This is a genomic window from Sphingomonas sp. DG1-23, from assembly GCF_030730875.1.
Lineage (GTDB): Bacteria > Pseudomonadota > Alphaproteobacteria > Sphingomonadales > Sphingomonadaceae > Sphingomonas.
Map to the genome: position 1 here is coordinate 133,353 of NZ_JAVAMA010000006.1, position 16,730 is coordinate 150,082.

Consider the following 16,730-nt stretch of genomic DNA (forward strand, 5'->3'; position numbering starts at 1 on the left):
AGAAACGACTGGCAGGTCTCCGTTTCTCGACTTCGCTCGAAACGAACGGCTAGGGGGTGCCATGACCAAGCTCCTCTGGACCTCCGCCGAGATCGCTGCCGCTACGGATGGAACTGCTTCCGCGCACTTCGACATTTCCGGCGTCACCTTCGACTCGCGGGAAGTCGGCCCCGGCGACCTGTTTCTCGCGCTGAAGGGCGAAACCACCGACGGGCACCGCTTCCTCGACCAGGCTTTTACGCAGGGTGCGGCGGGTGCCGTGGTGTCAGAAGCGACCGAACATCCCAACGTTTTGGTCGGCGACACCACCGCCGCCCTCGACGCGCTCGGCATGGCATCGCGGGCGCGCATGAACGGCAAGGTGATCGGCGTCACCGGTTCGGTGGGCAAGACCGGGACCAAGGAGGCGCTGTTCGCCGCGCTCGACCGGGTCGATCCGGGCTGCGCGCACCGTTCGGTCAAGAGCTACAACAACCATACCGGCGTGCCGCTGAGCCTTGCCCGGATGCCGCGCGAGGCCCGTTTCGGGGTGTTCGAAATGGGGATGAACCATGCCGGCGAGCTCGCCCAATTGACCCGGCTGGTGCGCCCGCATGTCGCGATGGTGACCACGATCGCGCCGGCGCATATGGGCTTCTTCGCCAGCGAAGCAGCGATCGCCGACGCCAAGGGCGAGATATTTCAGGGCCTCGAGCCCGGGGGCACCGCGATCGTGCCGTTCGACAGTCCGCATCGCGACCGGCTGATCGCCGCCGCCACGCCACATGCCGGGCGGATCGTGACGTTCGGGCTGAACGACGGCGCCGATTTCCGCGCGGTCGAGCGGATGCGGACGCGGACCGGCGGGACCTTCGTCACGGCGCGCTTCGACACGCGCGAACTGAGTTTCACCATCTCGCAGCCCGGCGAGCATTGGGTTTCGAACGCGATGGCGATCCTCGCCGCGGTCGATGCGGCGGGGGGCGATCTCGAAATGGCGGGCCTCGCGCTTGCCGAGATGGGCGGGCTGCCGGGGCGCGGGGCGCGATTCATGGCGCAATTGCCGGGCGGCGAAGCGCTGGTGATCGACGAGAGCTACAATGCCAATCCCAGCTCGATGCGCGCGACGCTCGCGGTTCTCGCGCATGAACCGGGCCGCAAGATCGCCTTGCTCGGCGAGATGCGCGAACTGGGCGAACATTCGGACGCGTTTCATGCCGCACTCGCCGAACCTCTCGCGGCGGCAGGCGTCAATTACGCCATTCTTGTCGGCGAAGCGATGGGCGCGCTGGCGAATGCGCTTGAGGGCAAGCTTGATTTCGTCCATGTGCCCGACGCCGCAACCGCGCGCGAACGGCTCACTGCCGTGCTGGCGCCGGGCGATGCGGTCCTCGTGAAAGGCTCCAACGGCGTGCGTCTCTCCGGCGTCGTGGCGGCATTGGCGGAAAGGGCTATGGCCTGATGCTCTATTGGATCGCGGAACAGCTGGGCTTCCCGGGTGTCCTCAATCTCATCCGCTATCTCTCGTTCCGGACCGGTGCGGCGGTCGCCACTGCGTTGCTGCTCGGGCTGATCATCGGACCGAAATTCATCGGCTGGCTGCGCGTCCGCCAGGGCAAGGGCCAGCCGATCCGCAGCGACGGGCCGCAGAGCCACCTCGCCAAGCGCGGCACGCCGACAATGGGCGGGCTGATGATCCTGACCAGCCTGATGATCGCGCTGTTTCTGTGGATGGACCTCGCCAATCCCTTGGTCTGGGCGTGCATGTTCGTCACCTTCGGGTTCGGCGCGATCGGCTTTCTCGACGATTACGACAAAGTGCGGAAGGCGAGCACCGCCGGGGTCTCGGGCAAGGTGCGGCTGCTCGGCGAGTTCGTCATCGCGGGGGTCGCCAGCTGGGTGATCATCTCGCAGACGGGCACGCAACTCTACGTGCCCTTCTTCAGCTGGATCCACCCCGATCTCGGCTGGTTCTACATTCCCTTCGCCGCGTTCACGATCGTCGCGTTCGGCAATGCGGTCAACCTCACCGACGGGCTCGACGGGCTGGCGACGATGCCGGTGGTGATCGCCAGCATGGCGTTCATGCTGATCGCCTATGTCGCAGGCAACAAGGTGTTCGCGACCTATCTGGGCATCCCGCACGTGCCGGGCGCGGGCGATCTCGCGATCTTCTGCGGCGCGATCGTCGGGGCCGGGCTGGCCTTTCTGTGGTTCAATGCGCCTCCGGCGGCGGTGTTCATGGGCGATACCGGCAGCCTCGCGCTCGGCGGCGCGCTGGGCGCGATCGCGGTCTCGGCGCAGCACGAGCTGGTGCTCGGGATCATCGGCGGGCTGTTCGTGGTCGAGGCGCTGAGCGTCATCATCCAGGTGTTCTTCTTCAAACGCACCGGCAAGCGCGTCTTCAAGATGGCGCCGATCCACCACCATTTCGAACAGCTCGGCTGGTCCGAGCCGACGGTGGTGATCCGCTTCTGGATCATCGCGTTCGTGCTGGCGCTGGCGGGGCTGTCGACGCTGAAGCTCCGGTGATCACGAGCACGGCCTGGCGCGGTAAACGCTATGCGGTGCTCGGGCTTGCGCGGTCGGGCGCGGCGACGGTGCGCGCGCTGGTGGCGAGCGGGGCCAGCGTGCTCGGCTGGGACGACAACGAAGCGACGCAGCGCTCGGTGTGGGAGCAGCTTAAAGCGGATCGTCAGGAACTCGGTACGGAGCCGGGCTTCACGACCAAGGACTGGGTGTCGTTCCCTATCGACTTGAGTGGTTTCGACGCAGTCGTCGTTTCCCCGGGAGTGCCGCTCAATCGGCATCCTGTGGCCGAGAAGGCCGCGAAATATGGCGTTCCCGTCATCGGCGACATTGAACTTTTCGCCCAGGCGCGTGCCGATCTTCCTCCGCACAAGGTCGTCGGCATCACCGGGACCAACGGCAAGTCGACCACTACTGCGCTGATCGACCATATCGCCCGGACCGCGGGGCTGCCGAGCCTTGCCGGCGGCAATATCGGGCTGCCGATCCTCGGCCGCGATCCTTTGCCCGAAGGCGGAGTCTATGTGCTCGAGCTTTCGAGCTATCAGATCGATCTGACCTTCAGCCTCGATTGCGATGTCGCGGTGTTGCTCAACATCACGCCGGATCATCTCGACCGTTACGACGGGTTCGAGGGCTATGCCGCCTCCAAGGCGCGGCTGTTCGCGATGCAGTCGAAGGGGCATGCCGCGGTGATCGGAATCGGCGACGCGCCCTCGGCCGAGATCGCGCGGCAAGTGGCGGTGTCGGGGCGTTCCGAAGATATCACCAGGATCGCGCCGGGCGTGTGCATGGACCAGTCGCGTTGGCCGGCGCTGCAGGGGCCGCACAACGCCCAGAACGCGCTCGCCGCGATCGCGACGTGCGAGGCGCTGGGGATCGACAAGGCCGCGATCGACAAGGGGCTGGAGACCTTCCCCGGCCTGCCGCACCGGATGGAGCGGGTCGCGATGAAGAACGAAGTGCTGTTCGTCAACGACAGCAAGGCGACCAACGCCGATTCGACCACGCCGGCGCTGTCGGCGTACCCGCGGGTGCACTGGATCCTCGGCGGGCGCGCCAAGACCGACAGCCTCGAGGCGTGCCGGCCCGGCTTCGGGCATGTCGTGAAGGCCTATACGATCGGCGAGGCGGGGGAGCTGTTCGCGAGCCTTCTCGAAGGCGAGATGCCGGTCGAGCGTTCGGGCAGCCTCGCCGCCGCAGTGAAGAGCGCCGCCGCGAACGCGAAGGCGGGCGAGACGGTGTTGCTCTCGCCGGCCTGCGCCTCGTTCGACCAGTTCAAGGATTATGAGGCGCGCGGCCAGGCGTTCCGCGATGCCGTGGAGGCGCTCGGGTGAGCGAGACCTCCGACGTCGAGAAACCGCGTGGGGACGTCAAGCGGCGGGTGAGCAAGCAGCTCGGCCGCGCCAACACGACGCGCGCGGGGATGTGGTTCTGGGAAGTCGACCGGATGCTGCTGCTGCTCGCCATGCTGCTGATCGCGATCGGGCTGGTCGCGGTCGCCGCGGCGTCGCCCGCGACCGCGCGGCGCTATTCGGACGCGACGCACGTCATGCCGGCGATGCACTATTTCTGGCGGCAGGTGATCTGGGCCTGCCTGTCGGTGCCGGTGCTGATCGGCGTGTCGATGCTGCCGGTCACGCTGGCGCGGCGCTTCGCTCTGGTCGGCGCGGCGTTCTTTCTGCTGCTGCTCGCATTGGTGCCGATCATCGGATCGGAGACCAATGGCGCGCGGCGCTGGCTCGATCTCGGCATCTCCGATCTCCAGCCCTCCGAATTCCTGAAGCCTTTCTTCATCGTCGCGACCGCGTGGATGCTGTCGTTCCGCGCCAAGGATCCCGAGCTGCCGGTTTTGTTCATCACCGGCGGGATGACCGCGATGATCGCCGTGCTGCTGATGCTGCAGCCCGATTTCGGCCAGACCATGGTGTTCGCGATCGTCTGGCTGATCCTGCTGACCATCTCGGGGATTTCGACGCTGGCGATCGGCGGGCTGCTCGGCACGGCCGTCGCCGGCGTGGTCGCGGCCTATCTGTTCTATTCCACCGCGCGCACCCGCATCGACAATTTCCTGTTCCCGACCAAGGAAGCGGCGCTCGCCGATCGCTATCAGGTCGACATGGCCCACCAGACGCTGAGCGCGGGCGGGCTCACCGGGGCGGGTCCGGGCAGCGGGCAAGTCAAGTTCAAGCTGCCCGAGGCGCATACCGATTACATCTTCTCGGTGATCGGCGAGGAATTCGGCCTGATTTCGTGTGCGGTGATCGTCTTGCTCTATGCCGCGATCGTGATCCGGGTGTTCATGAAGATGCTCGACGAGGAGGATGCGTTCCGGCTGCTCGCCGCTTCGGGGCTCGCCGCGCAATTCGGGGTGCAGGCGCTGATCAACATGGCGGTGAACACCGGCATCGCCCCGTCCAAGGGCATGACCCTGCCGTTCATCAGCTATGGCGGATCGTCGATGATCGCACTGTCGATCGGTTACGGGTTGCTGCTCGCCTTCACGCGCCGAAACCCGTATCTGAAGCGCTCGCCATATACGGGTCGGTGGAGCAAGGGATGACGAAGACGCGCAGCTATGTTCTGGCAGCAGGCGGCACCGGGGGGCACATGGTGCCCGCCGCCGCGCTCGCGGCAGAGCTGGCGAACCGGGGGCACAAGGTCGCTTTGGTCAGCGACGATCGCGGGGTGCGCTTTCCGGGACTGTTCGACGGGATCGATACGCATGTGCTGCCGGCCGGGAGGCTGGGCGGCGGGCCGATCGGCTATATCCGTGCGGCGGGGCGTATCATGGCGGGACGATCGATGGCGCTGCAGCTCTACAAGGAGCTGCGCCCCTCGGCAGTGATCGGCTTCGGCGGCTATCCCGCGCTGCCGGCCCTGCTGGCGGCGTTCCGTGCCGGCGTGCCGACGGTAATCCACGAGCAGAATGCCGTGCTCGGGCGAGTCAATCGCTTCGTCGCGGGGCGCGTCAACGCGATCGCCACGTCGTACGACGCAGTCGAGCGGATGAAATCGCGCTGGGAGCGCAAGACTCATCTGATCGGCAATCCGGTGCGCGAGGCGGTGCTGGCATTGCGCGATCGGCCCTATCCGATCCTCGATGAGGAAGGCATCTTCCGCGTGCTCGTCACCGGCGGCAGCCAGGGCGCGACGGTATTGAGCAAGGTGGTGCCCGACGGGCTGGCTCTGCTCCCCGTGCATTTCCGCCGCCGATTGCAAGTGACGCATCAGGCGCGGATCGAGGACATCGACGCGGTGCGCGCCAAATATCAGGCGCACGGTATCCCCGCCGACGTCTCGACCTATATCACCGACATGCCCGAGGCGCTGGCCTGGGCGCATATCGTCATCGCCCGCGCCGGCGCCTCGACGATCGCCGAGTTGACCGCGGCAGGCCGCCCGGCGATCCTTGTGCCCTTGCCCAGCGCGACCGACGATCACCAGACCGCCAATGCCCGAGAGATCACCAATGCGGGCGGCGCGCGCACCATCTCGCAGCGCGCATTCAACGCCACCGAGCTGGCCAAGCAGATCCAGAAGCTCGGGCTCGACACGCAGGGCCTCGAAAATGCGGCGACCCGCGCGAAGAGCGTCGGGCGTCCGCACGCGGCGAGCGATCTCGCCGATCTCGTCGAATCGATTCATGCCCCGACCGCGCCGATCAAGGTGCGCCGCGCGGCAATTCAGGGAAGGCTCGCCCACGCATGAGGTTCATTGGCGCATGAAGGGTGTCGCGACCGACATCGGCACGATCCATTTCGTCGGGATCGGCGGCATCGGCATGTCGGGTATCGCCGAGGTGATGCACAATCTCGGCTACAAGGTGCAGGGCTCGGACGTCGCCGAGGGCTATGTCGTGCAAGGGCTGCGCGACCGCGGCATCCCGATCGAGATCGGCCACAAGGCCGACAATATCGGCGACGCGGCGGTGGTGGTCGTCTCGACTGCGATCGTGCGGACCAATCCCGAGGTCGAAGCCGCTTATGAGCGCCGCGTCCCGGTGGTCCGCCGCGCCGAGATGCTCGCCGAACTGATGCGGCTGAAGTCTACCGTCGCGGTAGCGGGAACGCACGGCAAGACCACGACGACGTCGATGGTCGCGGCGTTGCTCGATGCGGGCGGAGTCGATCCGACCGTGATCAACGGCGGGATCATCAACCAATACGGCTCGAACGCCCGGCTCGGCGACAGCGAGTGGATGGTGGTCGAGGCCGACGAGAGCGACGGCAGCTTCCTCCGCCTCGACGGCACGATCGCGGTGGTGACCAATATCGATCCCGAGCATCTCGATCATTACGGGTCGTTCGATCGGGTGAAGGATTGCTTCGTCGAGTTCGTCGAGAATGTGCCTTTCTATGGCGCGGCGTTGCTGTGCCTTGATCATCCCGAAGTGCAGGCGATCATCCCGCGCGTCCGCGACCGGCGGCTGATCACCTACGGCTTCGCCGCCAGCGCCGATGTGCGCGGAGTCAATGTCACCCCGCACTCGGGGGGGAACCGTTTCGAGGCGATCATCCGCAACCGCGACGGCACCACGCGCTCGATCGAGAATATCGAGCTGCCGATGCCCGGCCGCCACAATGTCCAGAATGCGCTCGCCGCGATCGGGGTGGCACTCGAGCTCGGCATTCCCGACGTGACGATCCAGAAGGGCTTTGCCCGTTTCGGGGGGGTCAAGCGGCGCTTTACCAAGGTCGGCGAGACTCAAGGTGTCACCGTGATCGACGATTACGGGCATCACCCGGTCGAGATCCGCGCGGTGCTGTCCGCGGCGCGCGAGAGCGCTGAGGGCAGGGTGATCGCCGTCGTCCAGCCGCACCGCTATTCGCGGCTCGGCAATCTGATGGACGATTTCGCCCAGGCGTTCAACGATGCCGACATGGTGCTGGTCGCGCCGGTCTATGCCGCTGGCGAGCAGCCGGTCGAGGGCGTCGACGCCGAGGCTCTGGTGGAGGGGATCAAGCGTCGCGGGCACCGCTCGGTTGCGGCAGTCGCCGATGCCGACGCGCTGGCGCGCGCGCTCGCCGAAATGGCGGTGCCGGGCGACATGGTCGTCTGCCTCGGCGCGGGCGACATCACCAAATGGGCCGCTGGCCTCGCGCCGGCGATCGAGGCGGTCCGGCAGGGCGCCGCGGCATGAGCGACTGGTTTTCCACCGCAGTCGAGATGCAGCGCGAAATCCTCCGCGCGCAAAAGGCGCAGATCGATGCCGCACAGAAGATGCTCGATGCGGGCAAGCAGCTGAATGCGCTGCAGGAAGCCGGGCAGAAAGCGGCCGAGGCGAACCTCGCGGTGTGGAAGCAATGGTCGAAACTGTGGGGCTGGAAGTGAGCGCAGTCTGCTACGCCTTGCCCCCCGTCCGCGGAAAGCTGACCCATGGTGCGCCGCTGGCACCGCTGGTGTGGTTCAAGAGCGGCGGCGCGGCCGAATGGCTGTTCGAGCCCGCCGATGTCGACGACCTCGCCAACTTCCTCTTCGCGCTCGATCCCGCGACCCCCGTGATGGGCCTGGGGCTCGGCTCGAACATGATCGTGCGCGATGGCGGCGTGCCGGGTGTCGTGGTGCGACTGGGCAAAGCATTCGCGACCGTCGAGCAACTGGATTCGATCACGCTGAAATGCGCCGGCGGGGCGTCGGGCATCCTGGTTTCGTCGAAAGCACGCGATGCGGGGATCGCCGGCGTCGAGTTTCTGCGCTCGATCCCGGGCACGGTCGGCGGCTTCGTGCGGATGAACGGCGGCGCTTATGGCCGCGAGACCAGCGATATTCTCGTCGAATGCGAGGTCGTCCTGCGCAGCGGCGAGCGCAGGACACTGCACCCCGCCGATCTCGGCTATAGCTATCGCCACAGCGAGCTCCCCCGCGGTGCGATCGTCGTCAGCGCGACCCTCCGCGGCCAGCCCGGCGATCCCACCGCGATCCAGGCCGAGATGGACCGCATCGCCGCCGCGCGCGAGGAATCGCAGCCGCTGCGCTCGAAGACTGGCGGGTCGACCTTCAAGAACCCCCGGGGGCACAAGGCATGGGCGCTGATCGACGCCGCCGGCTGCCGCGGATTGCGGCGGGGCGACGCGCAGGTCAGCGAAAAACACTGCAATTTCCTGCTCAATCTGGGCAATGCTGCTTCGGCCGACATCGAGGCGCTGGGCGAAGAGATCCGCGCCAGGGTGAAGGCGCAGTCCGGCGTCGCGCTGGAGTGGGAAATCCAGCGCGTCGGCATGCTTGCCGATAGCGCCGAGATAGAGCGTATCGGGGTTGAGAAGTGAGCAAGTTGCACGTCGCCGTACTCATGGGCGGGTGGTCCGCCGAGCGCGAGGTTTCCTTGATGTCGGGCAACGGCGTCGCGGATGCGCTCGAAGGGCTTGGCCACAAGGTCAGCCGCGTCGACATGGATCGCAACGTCGCGGTTACGCTCGCTGAGCTCCAGCCCGACATCGTGTTCAACGCGCTCCACGGCACGCCAGGCGAGGACGGCACGGTGCAGGGCACGCTCGACCTGTTGGGGCTGAAATACACGCATTCGGGTCTCGTCACCTCGGTGATCGCGATCGACAAGCAGCTCACCAAGCAGGCGCTGGTGCCACACGGCATCCCGATGCCCGGCGGGCGGATGGTGCGTAGCGAGGAGTTGTACGCGCGCGATCCGCTGCCGCGGCCTTATGTGCTCAAGCCGGTCAACGAAGGCTCGTCGGTCGGCGTGGCGATCGTCACTGCGGAGGGCAATTACGGCAGCCCGATCGGCCGCGACGTGCGCGGGCCGTGGCAGGAGTTCGACGCGCTCCTCGCCGAGCCCTTCATCCGCGGGCGCGAATTGACTACCGCGGTGCTCGGCGACCAGGCGCTCGGGGTGACCGAGCTGAAGGTCCGAAACGGCTTCTACGATTACGACGCCAAATATACCGACGGGCTGACCGAGCATGTCTTCCCCGCCGACGTCCCCGAAGACGTTGCCGATGCCTGCAAGCGCATCGCGCTCGACGCGCACCGGCTGCTCGGCTGCAAGGGGTGCTCGCGCTCGGACTTTCGCTGGGACGACAGCCAGGGCGTCGACGGGCTGTTCCTGCTCGAGGTCAACACCCAGCCGGGCATGACCCCGCTCAGCCTCGTTCCCGAACAGGCGCGGCATCTCGGCATTTCCTATGCCGAGCTGGTCCAGCGCATCGTCGACGAGGCGCTCGCTTGAGCCGCAGGCCGGTCCAGCGCACCGCGACAAGGCGCGGCGCGGCGCCGAAGAAGAAGGCTGCCGCGCGCCGCCCGAAGCGGCCGAGCCTGCTCGATCAGGCGGTCGCGGCGTTGCCGTTCAGCCAGGCGACGCTCACCCGGATCGCGACGTGGAGCATCGTCGGCACCGTCGGTGCGGTGGCGCTGGGTGTGGCGACGTGGTTCGGGGTGCCGGGGATGGCGGCGGTCGCGGTGTCCAGCGTGGTGGGCGATGCGGGGCTCAAGGTCGACGAGATCCAGATCGACGGTATCAAGCGCATGGACAAGATGACCGTGCTCACCCAGGCGCTCGACCAGGACTCGCGCGCGATGCCGCTGGTCGACCTCGCATTGGTGCGCGAGCGGCTGCTCAAATATCCGTGGGTCAAGGACGCGCGCGTCTCGCGCCGGCTGCCCAACACGCTGCGCATCTTCATCGTGGAACGCGAGGCGGCGGCGATCTGGCAGAGCCACGGCCAGCTGATGCTGGTCGATCCGACCGGGGTTCCGCTCGAGCCGGTGTCGACCGATGCGATGCCCGATCTGCCGCTGCTGATCGGCGAAGGAGCGAATGCGCGCGAGCCTGCGCGGCGCAAGCTGCTCGACGAGGCGCCTTCGCTCAGGCCTTTGGTCAAGGCGGCGACGTGGATCGGCAATCGTCGCTGGGACCTGACCTTCACCAGCGGCGAGAAGCTCCAGCTTCCCGAAGGCGAGGAGGAAGCGGCTAAGTCCTTACGCAAATTCGCAGAGTTGGATGCGGCGCAAGGTCTGCTACGGAAGGGTACGATCCGCTTCGACATGCGCGTGCCCGGGAATATGGTGATGCAGCGGCCGTTGGGGCAAACGGTGACGTCGAGCGTCGAGACAGGGGAATAGACGATGGCCAAGGCAGTACCCGAAGGGCTGATCACCGCACTCGACGTTGGTTCGTCCAAGGTCTCGGCGCTGATCGCGCAGCGCACCGATGACGGGCATCTCGTGGTGCTCGGCACCGGCCAGCGCGAGAGCCGCGGCGTCAAGCGCGGCTATGTTGCCGACATGCACGCCACCGAGCTCGCGATCCGCGAAGCGGTCGAGCAGGCCGAACGCATCGCCGGCACCAATATCGAGGACGTCTGGGTCAGCTTCTCGGCGGGCGGATTGCTGTCCGACGTGGTCAAGCTCGAAGCCGATCTCGGTGGGCACCGGGTCGAGCAGGCCGATATCGACGAATTGCTCAAGGCCGGGCGCGATGCGATCGATCCGCAGGGCAAGATGGTGCTCCACGCCCAGCCGACCTGCTACACGATCGACGGTCTCGCCGGGGTGAAGCGGCCGCTCGGGCTTCATGCCGACCGGCTCGGCATCGACATTCATGTCGTCTCGACCGAAGGCTCGCCGGTGCGCAATCTCGATCTGTGCGTCCGCTCGGCGCATCTCGAGGTTCGTTCGATCATCGCGGCGCCGGTCGCCACCGGACTCGCCTGCCTCACCGACGAGGAACGCGAGCTGGGCGTCGCTTTGGTCGAGATCGGCGCAGGGGTGACGAATGTCTCGGTATTCGCCGGCGGCGTGCTCGCCGGGCTGGCCTCGATCCCGATGGGGTCGGCCGACATCACCGACGACATCGCCTCGGCCTTCGGCACCGCGCGGACCTGGGCCGAGCGGACCAAATGCTTCCATGGCTCGGCGAACCTGTCTCCACGCGACAATCACGAGATGATCGACGTTCAGCCGGCGATTCCCGACGATGGCGCCGAGGGGCCGCGCATCACCAAGGCGCAGCTCAACGCGACGATCCGCCAGCGGCTCGAACGGCTGATGACCGAGATCCAGAAGGAACTGAGGAAGCTCGGCTTCCAGGATCCGATCGGCCGCCAGATCGTGCTCACCGGCGGCGGCGCCGAATTGAAAGGCATCGCCGATTATGCCCAGCAGTCGCTCGGCAACGCAGTGCGGGTGGGGCGTCCCAAGGGGCTGATCGCGCTTCCCGAAGCGCATGCGGGCCCGGCTTTCGCGACGCTCGCGGGGCTCGCCCGCTTCGCGGCGGCGGACCCGATCGATCTGCGCGCGCTCGAGCCTTCGAGCCACCAGATCGTCACGAAGGCGAGCCCGGGCGCGGTCCTTCAGCGTCTGATGGCGGCGTTCCGGTCGAATTATTAAAGAAATACGACCGGCGGGGCTGTTTACACTAGAGTCGTACAAGCCCTTGGTGCATCACAGGGCCAATAGGTGCCGCTCCAGCGCGACGCGGCGCCGCAGGAGATTTTGGAATGAGCATCGAATTTTTGCCGGCTGACGTCGACGAGCTGACGCCGAAGATCACGGTGATCGGCGTCGGCGGCGCGGGCGGCAACGCGATCGCGAACATGATCCGCGCCGATGTGCTGGGGGTCGAGTTCCTCGTCGCGAACACCGACGCGCAGGCGCTCAAGCAGTCGTCGGCCGGGCATCGCATCCAGCTGGGTGCGAAGATCACGCAAGGGTTGGGCGCCGGTTCGCGTCCCGAAATCGGACGTGCCGCCGCAGAAGAGACGATCGATCAGGTCCAGAAGGCACTCGAAGGCGCGCATATGTGCTTCATCGCCGCGGGCATGGGCGGGGGCACCGGCACCGGTGCCGCGCCGGTGATCGCCAAGGCCGCGCGCGACATGGGCATCCTGACCGTCGGCGTCGTCACCAAGCCGTTCGCCTTCGAAGGCCGCCGCCGCGCGCAATCGGCGGAATCGGGGATCGAGGAGCTGCAGAAATATGTCGACACGCTCATCGTCATCCCCAACCAGAATCTGTTTCTGATCGCCAACGCCAACACGACGTTCAAGCAGGCGTTCGAGATGGCCGACGAAGTGCTCCAGCAGGGCGTTCGCGGGATCACCGACCTGATGGTCATGCCGGGCCTGATCAACCTCGACTTCGCCGACGTCCGCTCGGTGATGCAGGAAATGGGCAAGGCGATGATGGGCACCGGCGAGGCCGACGGCGACGACCGCGCGCTGATCGCGGCGCAGAAGGCGATCGCCAATCCGCTGCTGGATGGCGTTTCGATGAACGGCGCCAAGGGCGTGATCGTCTCGATCACCGGCGGCGAGGACATGCGCCTGCTCGAAGTCGACGAAGCCGCGAACCATATCCGCGAGCTGGTCGATCCCGACGCGAACATCATCTGGGGTTCGGCGTTCAACCCCGACCTCGAAGGCAAGATCCGCGTGTCGGTGGTGGCGACCGGCATCGATGCCGATGCCCAGGCGCGCGCCGCGCCGGCAATCGAGCAGCCGCGCGTCTTCTCCTTCGCCACGCCGCGCCGCAGCGGTGCCGGTGCGGCGGCCGAACCGGCAGCGCCGGTCGCCGAGCCGGGCTTTTCGGATGCCGGCTACGCAGCCGAGGAAGCGCCGGAGTCGGAAGAAGCACTCGAACTGCAGGCGCCCGACGCCATCGAGCCCGAGCCGGCGACGAGCTATGACGATGCCGCGGAATCGGACGAGCTCCTGCTCGGCGAGGGCAATGCGGTGCCGCTCGAAGCCCCTGCACCCGAACTGGAACCCGAGCCCGCTCCGGCGCCCGAGCTGACCAGCCGGCGCCGCTGGCTGACCGGCGGTGGCGACGACGAGCCCGCGCCGGAAGCCAAGCCGGCCGGACGCCGCGCCGGCGGCACTTTGTTCGAACGCATGGCGTCGCGCGGGGCTTCCAAGACGCCGGACGAGGACGACAAGGACCCGCTCGACATTCCGCGCTTTCTGCGCAGCCAGAACAACCAGTAAGGCGTTCGTCGCCGCCGGATCTCGCTTCGGCGGACCGGCGGCGGCGCGTCATTGGCGGTTCAGCCAATGGCGTGTCTGGCTGATCGCTTGATGAAGCAGTTTCCACCCCTGCACCCGATCGCGCTGGCATTCGTCCTTGCCGCAAGTATGGGCGCGGTACCGGCGCATGCGCAAACCGGGCTGGTTCCGGTGCCCAATCCCACCGCCGACCGGCTGGCGCAGGAGATGCGGGTGCTCGCCGCCGATCCGCGCGACGTGCGCGCATTGCTCGAAGCCGGCAATCTGAGCGCCCAACTGGGCGATACCGCCGCCGCACTCGCCTTTTTCGCGCGCGCCGAGACCGTGGATCCGACCAATCCGCGCATCTTCGCCGGCCGGGGTTCGACGTTGGTGCGGATGGAACGGCCGGGCGAGGCGCTGCGGCTGTTCCAGGCCGCCGAAGCGCGCGGGTTGCCGGTGCGCGAATATGCCGGCGATCGCGCTTTCGCCTACGATCTGCTCGGCCAGCCCGGACTGGCACAGGCCGATTACAAGCTGGCGCTGCAGAGCCAGCGCGAGGACGAGATGGTGCGGCGTTATGCGCTGTCGCTCGGGATCTCGGGCAATGTCGAGGAATCGATGCGCCAGCTCGATCCGCTGCTGCGCAAGAGCGACCGTGCAGCGTGGCGTGCGCGCGCCTTCATCCTCGCGATGAACGGCGACATGCCCGGCGCAGAACGGATCGCGGCGAGCATGATGCCGGGCAATATGGGCCATTCGCTCGCCCCCTTCTTCCGGCGGCTCGCCAATCTGGCGCCTGCCGATCGCGCCTTCGCAGTGCATTTCGGCCAGCTTTCGCCGACCGCGGCGCGCATTGCCGATGCTCGCCAGGCGCCGTCATTGCCGCATTATGTCGCGCCGGCACGCCCCGCGCAGGTGGCGCAGGCGCAGCCCCAGCCGACGCGTCCGGCGACGGCCGCCCCGCAGCGCGATCGTCGCTCCCGACGCGAGCGCGAACGCGATGCCCGCAATGTCGCGCCGCTCGCGCGTGCGACTGTCCAGGCGCAGACGCCCCCGGTACAGACTGCAGCCGCCGCGCCGCTGCCCGGCCCGCCGGTCATCGCCCGCGAACAGACGCCGCTGGTCCAGCCGCTTCCGAAGCCGCGTGCGGAAGAGATCGACGCACCGATCCGTCCTGCCGCCCCGGTCGAGGCCGCCCGCCGCGAGACGCCGGCCTCCGCACCCGGCGCGATTGCCGCACCCGGCCAGGGCGGTCCGGCGGCAGTCTCTGTCGGCGACACCGCGCGTACCGAGCCCGCGATTGCCGCCCCGGCCCCCGCGACGACCAACGCCGCCGCAGCGCCCCCGCAGCAGTCGGTCGCGACATTGCCCCAGGCCGCTCGCCCGGCGCAGGAGACGGCGAGCGCGGCTGTCGCGGCGGCGAAGCCCGAACCGGCGCCGCCCGGACCTGCGCGCATTGGCCAGGAGGATAATGTTCTCGCCTCGATCGTCGCCGGGATCACCATTCCTGGCGAGGAGCTCCAGATCGTCAGTGCGACGCCGGTCGATCTGACTCCCGAGCCTGCGCCGGCCGCGGCGACGGTGTCCGAACCGGTGCCTCCGGAGCCGAAGCCCGTCGTCAAACCCGTGGCGAAGCCGGAGACCGTCAAGCCGGTCGCGAAGCCGAAGCCCGAGCCGGTAAAGCCGGATCCCAAGGCAAAGAAGCCCGATCCCAAGGCGAAAAAGCCCGAGCCCAAGCCCAAGGCCGATCCCGCGCGCATCTGGGTGCAGGTCGCCGGCGGCGCCAATGAAGCGAGCCTGTCCAAGGCGTGGAAGGCGGTGGTCGCCAAGGCCCCGGCGGCGTTCCGCGGCAAATCGGGCTGGTCGACGCCGCTTCGTGCCACCAACCGTGTACTCGCGGGTCCGTTCAAGACCGCGGCGGAGGCGCAGGCTTTCGTCAACGCGCTGCGCAAGGCGGACGTGTCGAGTTTCGTGTTCACCAGCGAAGCGGGGCAGAAGGTGACGAAGCTGGGCGCGAACTGATGAGGTTGGCAAATCGATAGCAGTTCAGTCCTTTGGAATGGGCCGCGAACCCTTCGACAAGCCCATCGCGACCGGCTAGTGCCCCTGACGTGAGAGCAATTTCCTCCTGGGCCTGCACGCCGGATCGGAGCCGCGGGCGCCTCCACAAGGAAAAAAGCGGGATTGTCCGCGGGCCGCGCGACGCGTTTCAGCGCGACCGCGACCGGATCATCCATTCGATCAGCTTCCGGCGGCTGCGGCACAAGACGCAGGTATTCATGGCGCCCGATGGGGATCATTTCCGCGTGCGGCTCACCCACAGCCTCGAGGTCGCGCAGATCGGCCGGACGATCGCGCGCGTGCTCGGGCTCAACGAGGATCTGACCGAGGCATTGTGCCTCGCGCATGATATCGGTCATCCGCCCTTCGGCCATGCCGGCGAGGATGCGCTAGAGGCGGCGCTGACCGGGCAGGGCGGGTTCGATCACAATGGGCACACGCTGCGCACGCTGATCGAACTCGATCGCCCCTATCCGATCTGGAACGGACTCAATCTCACCTGGGAGACGCTCGAAGGGCTCGCCAAGCATAATGGGCCGATCGCGCGCCCGGAATGGGCGCTCGCCGCCGCCGACGCGCAGTTCGATCTCGAACTCGATCGCTGGCCTTCGCTCGAGGCGCAGGTCGCCGCGCTCGCCGACGACATCGCCTATGACAATCACGACATCGACGACGGGTTGCGCGCCGGGCTGCTCAGCCTCGACCAACTGATGGAAGTGCCGATGATCGCCGACGGGTGGCGGCGGGTCGAGGGCAGGTTCCCGGGCGTGCCGGCGAAGCGGCTGGTCGGCGAGCTGGTCCGTTCGCAGATCGGCGAGATGGTCAACGATCTGATCGTGGCGACGCAGGCGCGGCTGGCCGGGAGCGGGATCGAGACCGTGGAGGATGTCCGCGCTGCGGGTCGCTGCCTCGCCAGCTTTTCGGAGGGGATGCGCGAGGCCGAGCGCGGGCTCAAGCGCTTCATGTACGCCAATCTCTATCACCATCCCAGCCAACTCGCGGCGGCCGAGGCGGCGCATGGCGTGGTGGCGGGATTGTTCGCGGCCTATGCCGGGGACCCGACGCGGATGCCGGCCGAATGGCGCGAGGCACTACCGGAGGAGGAGCCGTGGCGGAGCCGGCACATCGCCGACTTCATCGCCGGAATGACCGACCGCTATGCGATCGCGCGCTACCGCGAGGTCGTCGGGCCGATCGCGTTGCCCGAGGGCTTCTGACGCG

At 67.5% G+C, this 16,730-nt stretch carries 14 protein-coding genes; all 14 read left to right on the top strand.

The window, feature by feature from the left end:
• The first annotated feature begins 61 nt into the window (after nt 1–61).
• The 14 genes from murF to Q9Q95_RS11655 all read left to right on the top strand — a co-directional run bounded on the left by murF (nt 62) and on the right by Q9Q95_RS11655 (nt 16,726).
• Entirely contained in the window at nt 62–1,441 is a 1,380-nt protein-coding gene (gene murF, locus Q9Q95_RS11590) for a UDP-N-acetylmuramoyl-tripeptide--D-alanyl-D-alanine ligase (RefSeq protein ID WP_306097140.1), read from the top strand.
• Nucleotides 1,441–2,511, top strand: a complete 1,071-nt coding sequence (gene mraY, locus Q9Q95_RS11595; RefSeq protein WP_306097142.1) for a phospho-N-acetylmuramoyl-pentapeptide-transferase — start codon at nt 1,441–1,443, stop codon at nt 2,509–2,511. The genes murF and mraY overlap by 1 nt, the downstream gene beginning before the upstream one ends.
• Nucleotides 2,508–3,845: a UDP-N-acetylmuramoyl-L-alanine--D-glutamate ligase gene (murD, locus tag Q9Q95_RS11600; protein WP_306097144.1), complete on the top strand. Its 1,338-nt coding sequence runs from the start codon at nt 2,508–2,510 to the stop codon at nt 3,843–3,845. Before mraY ends, murD begins: the two co-directional genes overlap by 4 nt.
• 89 nt (nt 3,846–3,934) lie before the next feature.
• A complete protein-coding gene (locus Q9Q95_RS11605) occupies nt 3,935–5,071 on the top strand; it encodes an FtsW/RodA/SpoVE family cell cycle protein (RefSeq protein WP_306097421.1) in 1,137 nt (378 codons plus the stop codon).
• Nucleotides 5,068–6,219 (top strand): undecaprenyldiphospho-muramoylpentapeptide beta-N-acetylglucosaminyltransferase, encoded by a 1,152-nt coding sequence (gene murG, locus Q9Q95_RS11610; protein ID WP_306097146.1) that lies wholly within the window; start codon nt 5,068–5,070, stop codon nt 6,217–6,219. Before Q9Q95_RS11605 ends, murG begins: the two co-directional genes overlap by 4 nt.
• Nucleotides 6,220–6,232: 13 nt before the next feature.
• Nucleotides 6,233–7,651: a UDP-N-acetylmuramate--L-alanine ligase gene (murC, locus tag Q9Q95_RS11615; RefSeq protein WP_306097148.1), complete on the top strand. Its 1,419-nt coding sequence runs from the start codon at nt 6,233–6,235 to the stop codon at nt 7,649–7,651.
• On the top strand, nt 7,648–7,842 hold the full coding sequence (locus Q9Q95_RS11620; RefSeq protein WP_306097150.1) for a hypothetical protein: 195 nt from the start codon (nt 7,648–7,650) through the stop codon (nt 7,840–7,842). Before murC ends, Q9Q95_RS11620 begins: the two co-directional genes overlap by 4 nt.
• Nucleotides 7,815–8,777 (top strand): UDP-N-acetylmuramate dehydrogenase, encoded by a 963-nt coding sequence (gene murB, locus Q9Q95_RS11625; protein WP_306097153.1) that lies wholly within the window; start codon nt 7,815–7,817, stop codon nt 8,775–8,777. The genes Q9Q95_RS11620 and murB overlap by 28 nt, the downstream gene beginning before the upstream one ends.
• Before the next feature lie 5 nt (nt 8,778–8,782).
• Nucleotides 8,783–9,694, top strand: a complete 912-nt coding sequence (locus tag Q9Q95_RS11630; RefSeq protein WP_306097422.1) for a D-alanine--D-alanine ligase — start codon at nt 8,783–8,785, stop codon at nt 9,692–9,694.
• A complete protein-coding gene (locus tag Q9Q95_RS11635; protein ID WP_306097155.1) occupies nt 9,691–10,587 on the top strand; it encodes a cell division protein FtsQ/DivIB in 897 nt (298 codons plus the stop codon). Before Q9Q95_RS11630 ends, Q9Q95_RS11635 begins: the two co-directional genes overlap by 4 nt.
• A 3-nt stretch (nt 10,588–10,590) precedes the next feature.
• Nucleotides 10,591–11,853, top strand: coding sequence for a cell division protein FtsA (gene ftsA / locus Q9Q95_RS11640; RefSeq protein ID WP_306097156.1), 1,263 nt, complete (start codon nt 10,591–10,593; stop codon nt 11,851–11,853).
• Nucleotides 11,854–11,963: 110 nt separating this feature from the next.
• The gene (gene ftsZ / locus Q9Q95_RS11645; protein WP_306097157.1) at nt 11,964–13,448 is read left to right on the top strand and encodes a cell division protein FtsZ; all 1,485 of its coding nucleotides are present in this window, start codon (nt 11,964–11,966) and stop codon (nt 13,446–13,448) included.
• A 90-nt stretch (nt 13,449–13,538) separates the two neighbouring features.
• On the top strand, nt 13,539–15,470 hold the full coding sequence (locus tag Q9Q95_RS11650) for an SPOR domain-containing protein (protein ID WP_306097159.1): 1,932 nt from the start codon (nt 13,539–13,541) through the stop codon (nt 15,468–15,470).
• An 89-nt stretch (nt 15,471–15,559) separates the two neighbouring features.
• On the top strand, nt 15,560–16,726 hold the full coding sequence (locus Q9Q95_RS11655) for a deoxyguanosinetriphosphate triphosphohydrolase (protein ID WP_306097161.1): 1,167 nt from the start codon (nt 15,560–15,562) through the stop codon (nt 16,724–16,726).
• The last annotated feature ends 4 nt before the right edge of the window (nt 16,727–16,730 follow it).

Coding starts and splice junctions, on each gene's coding strand:
- murF (WP_306097140.1), top strand. CDS start 62: ATGACCAAGCTCCTCTGGACCTCCGCCGAGATCGCTGCCGCTACGGAT.
- murB (WP_306097153.1), top strand. CDS start 7,815: ATGGTCGAAACTGTGGGGCTGGAAGTGAGCGCAGTCTGCTACGCCTTG.
- Q9Q95_RS11650 (WP_306097159.1), top strand. CDS start 13,539: ATGAAGCAGTTTCCACCCCTGCACCCGATCGCGCTGGCATTCGTCCTT.
- Q9Q95_RS11620 (WP_306097150.1), top strand. CDS start 7,648: ATGAGCGACTGGTTTTCCACCGCAGTCGAGATGCAGCGCGAAATCCTC.
- ftsA (WP_306097156.1), top strand. CDS start 10,591: ATGGCCAAGGCAGTACCCGAAGGGCTGATCACCGCACTCGACGTTGGT.
- murC (WP_306097148.1), top strand. CDS start 6,233: ATGAAGGGTGTCGCGACCGACATCGGCACGATCCATTTCGTCGGGATC.
- Q9Q95_RS11605 (WP_306097421.1), top strand. CDS start 3,935: ATGTGGTTCTGGGAAGTCGACCGGATGCTGCTGCTGCTCGCCATGCTG.
- murG (WP_306097146.1), top strand. CDS start 5,068: ATGACGAAGACGCGCAGCTATGTTCTGGCAGCAGGCGGCACCGGGGGG.
- ftsZ (WP_306097157.1), top strand. CDS start 11,964: ATGAGCATCGAATTTTTGCCGGCTGACGTCGACGAGCTGACGCCGAAG.
- mraY (WP_306097142.1), top strand. CDS start 1,441: ATGCTCTATTGGATCGCGGAACAGCTGGGCTTCCCGGGTGTCCTCAAT.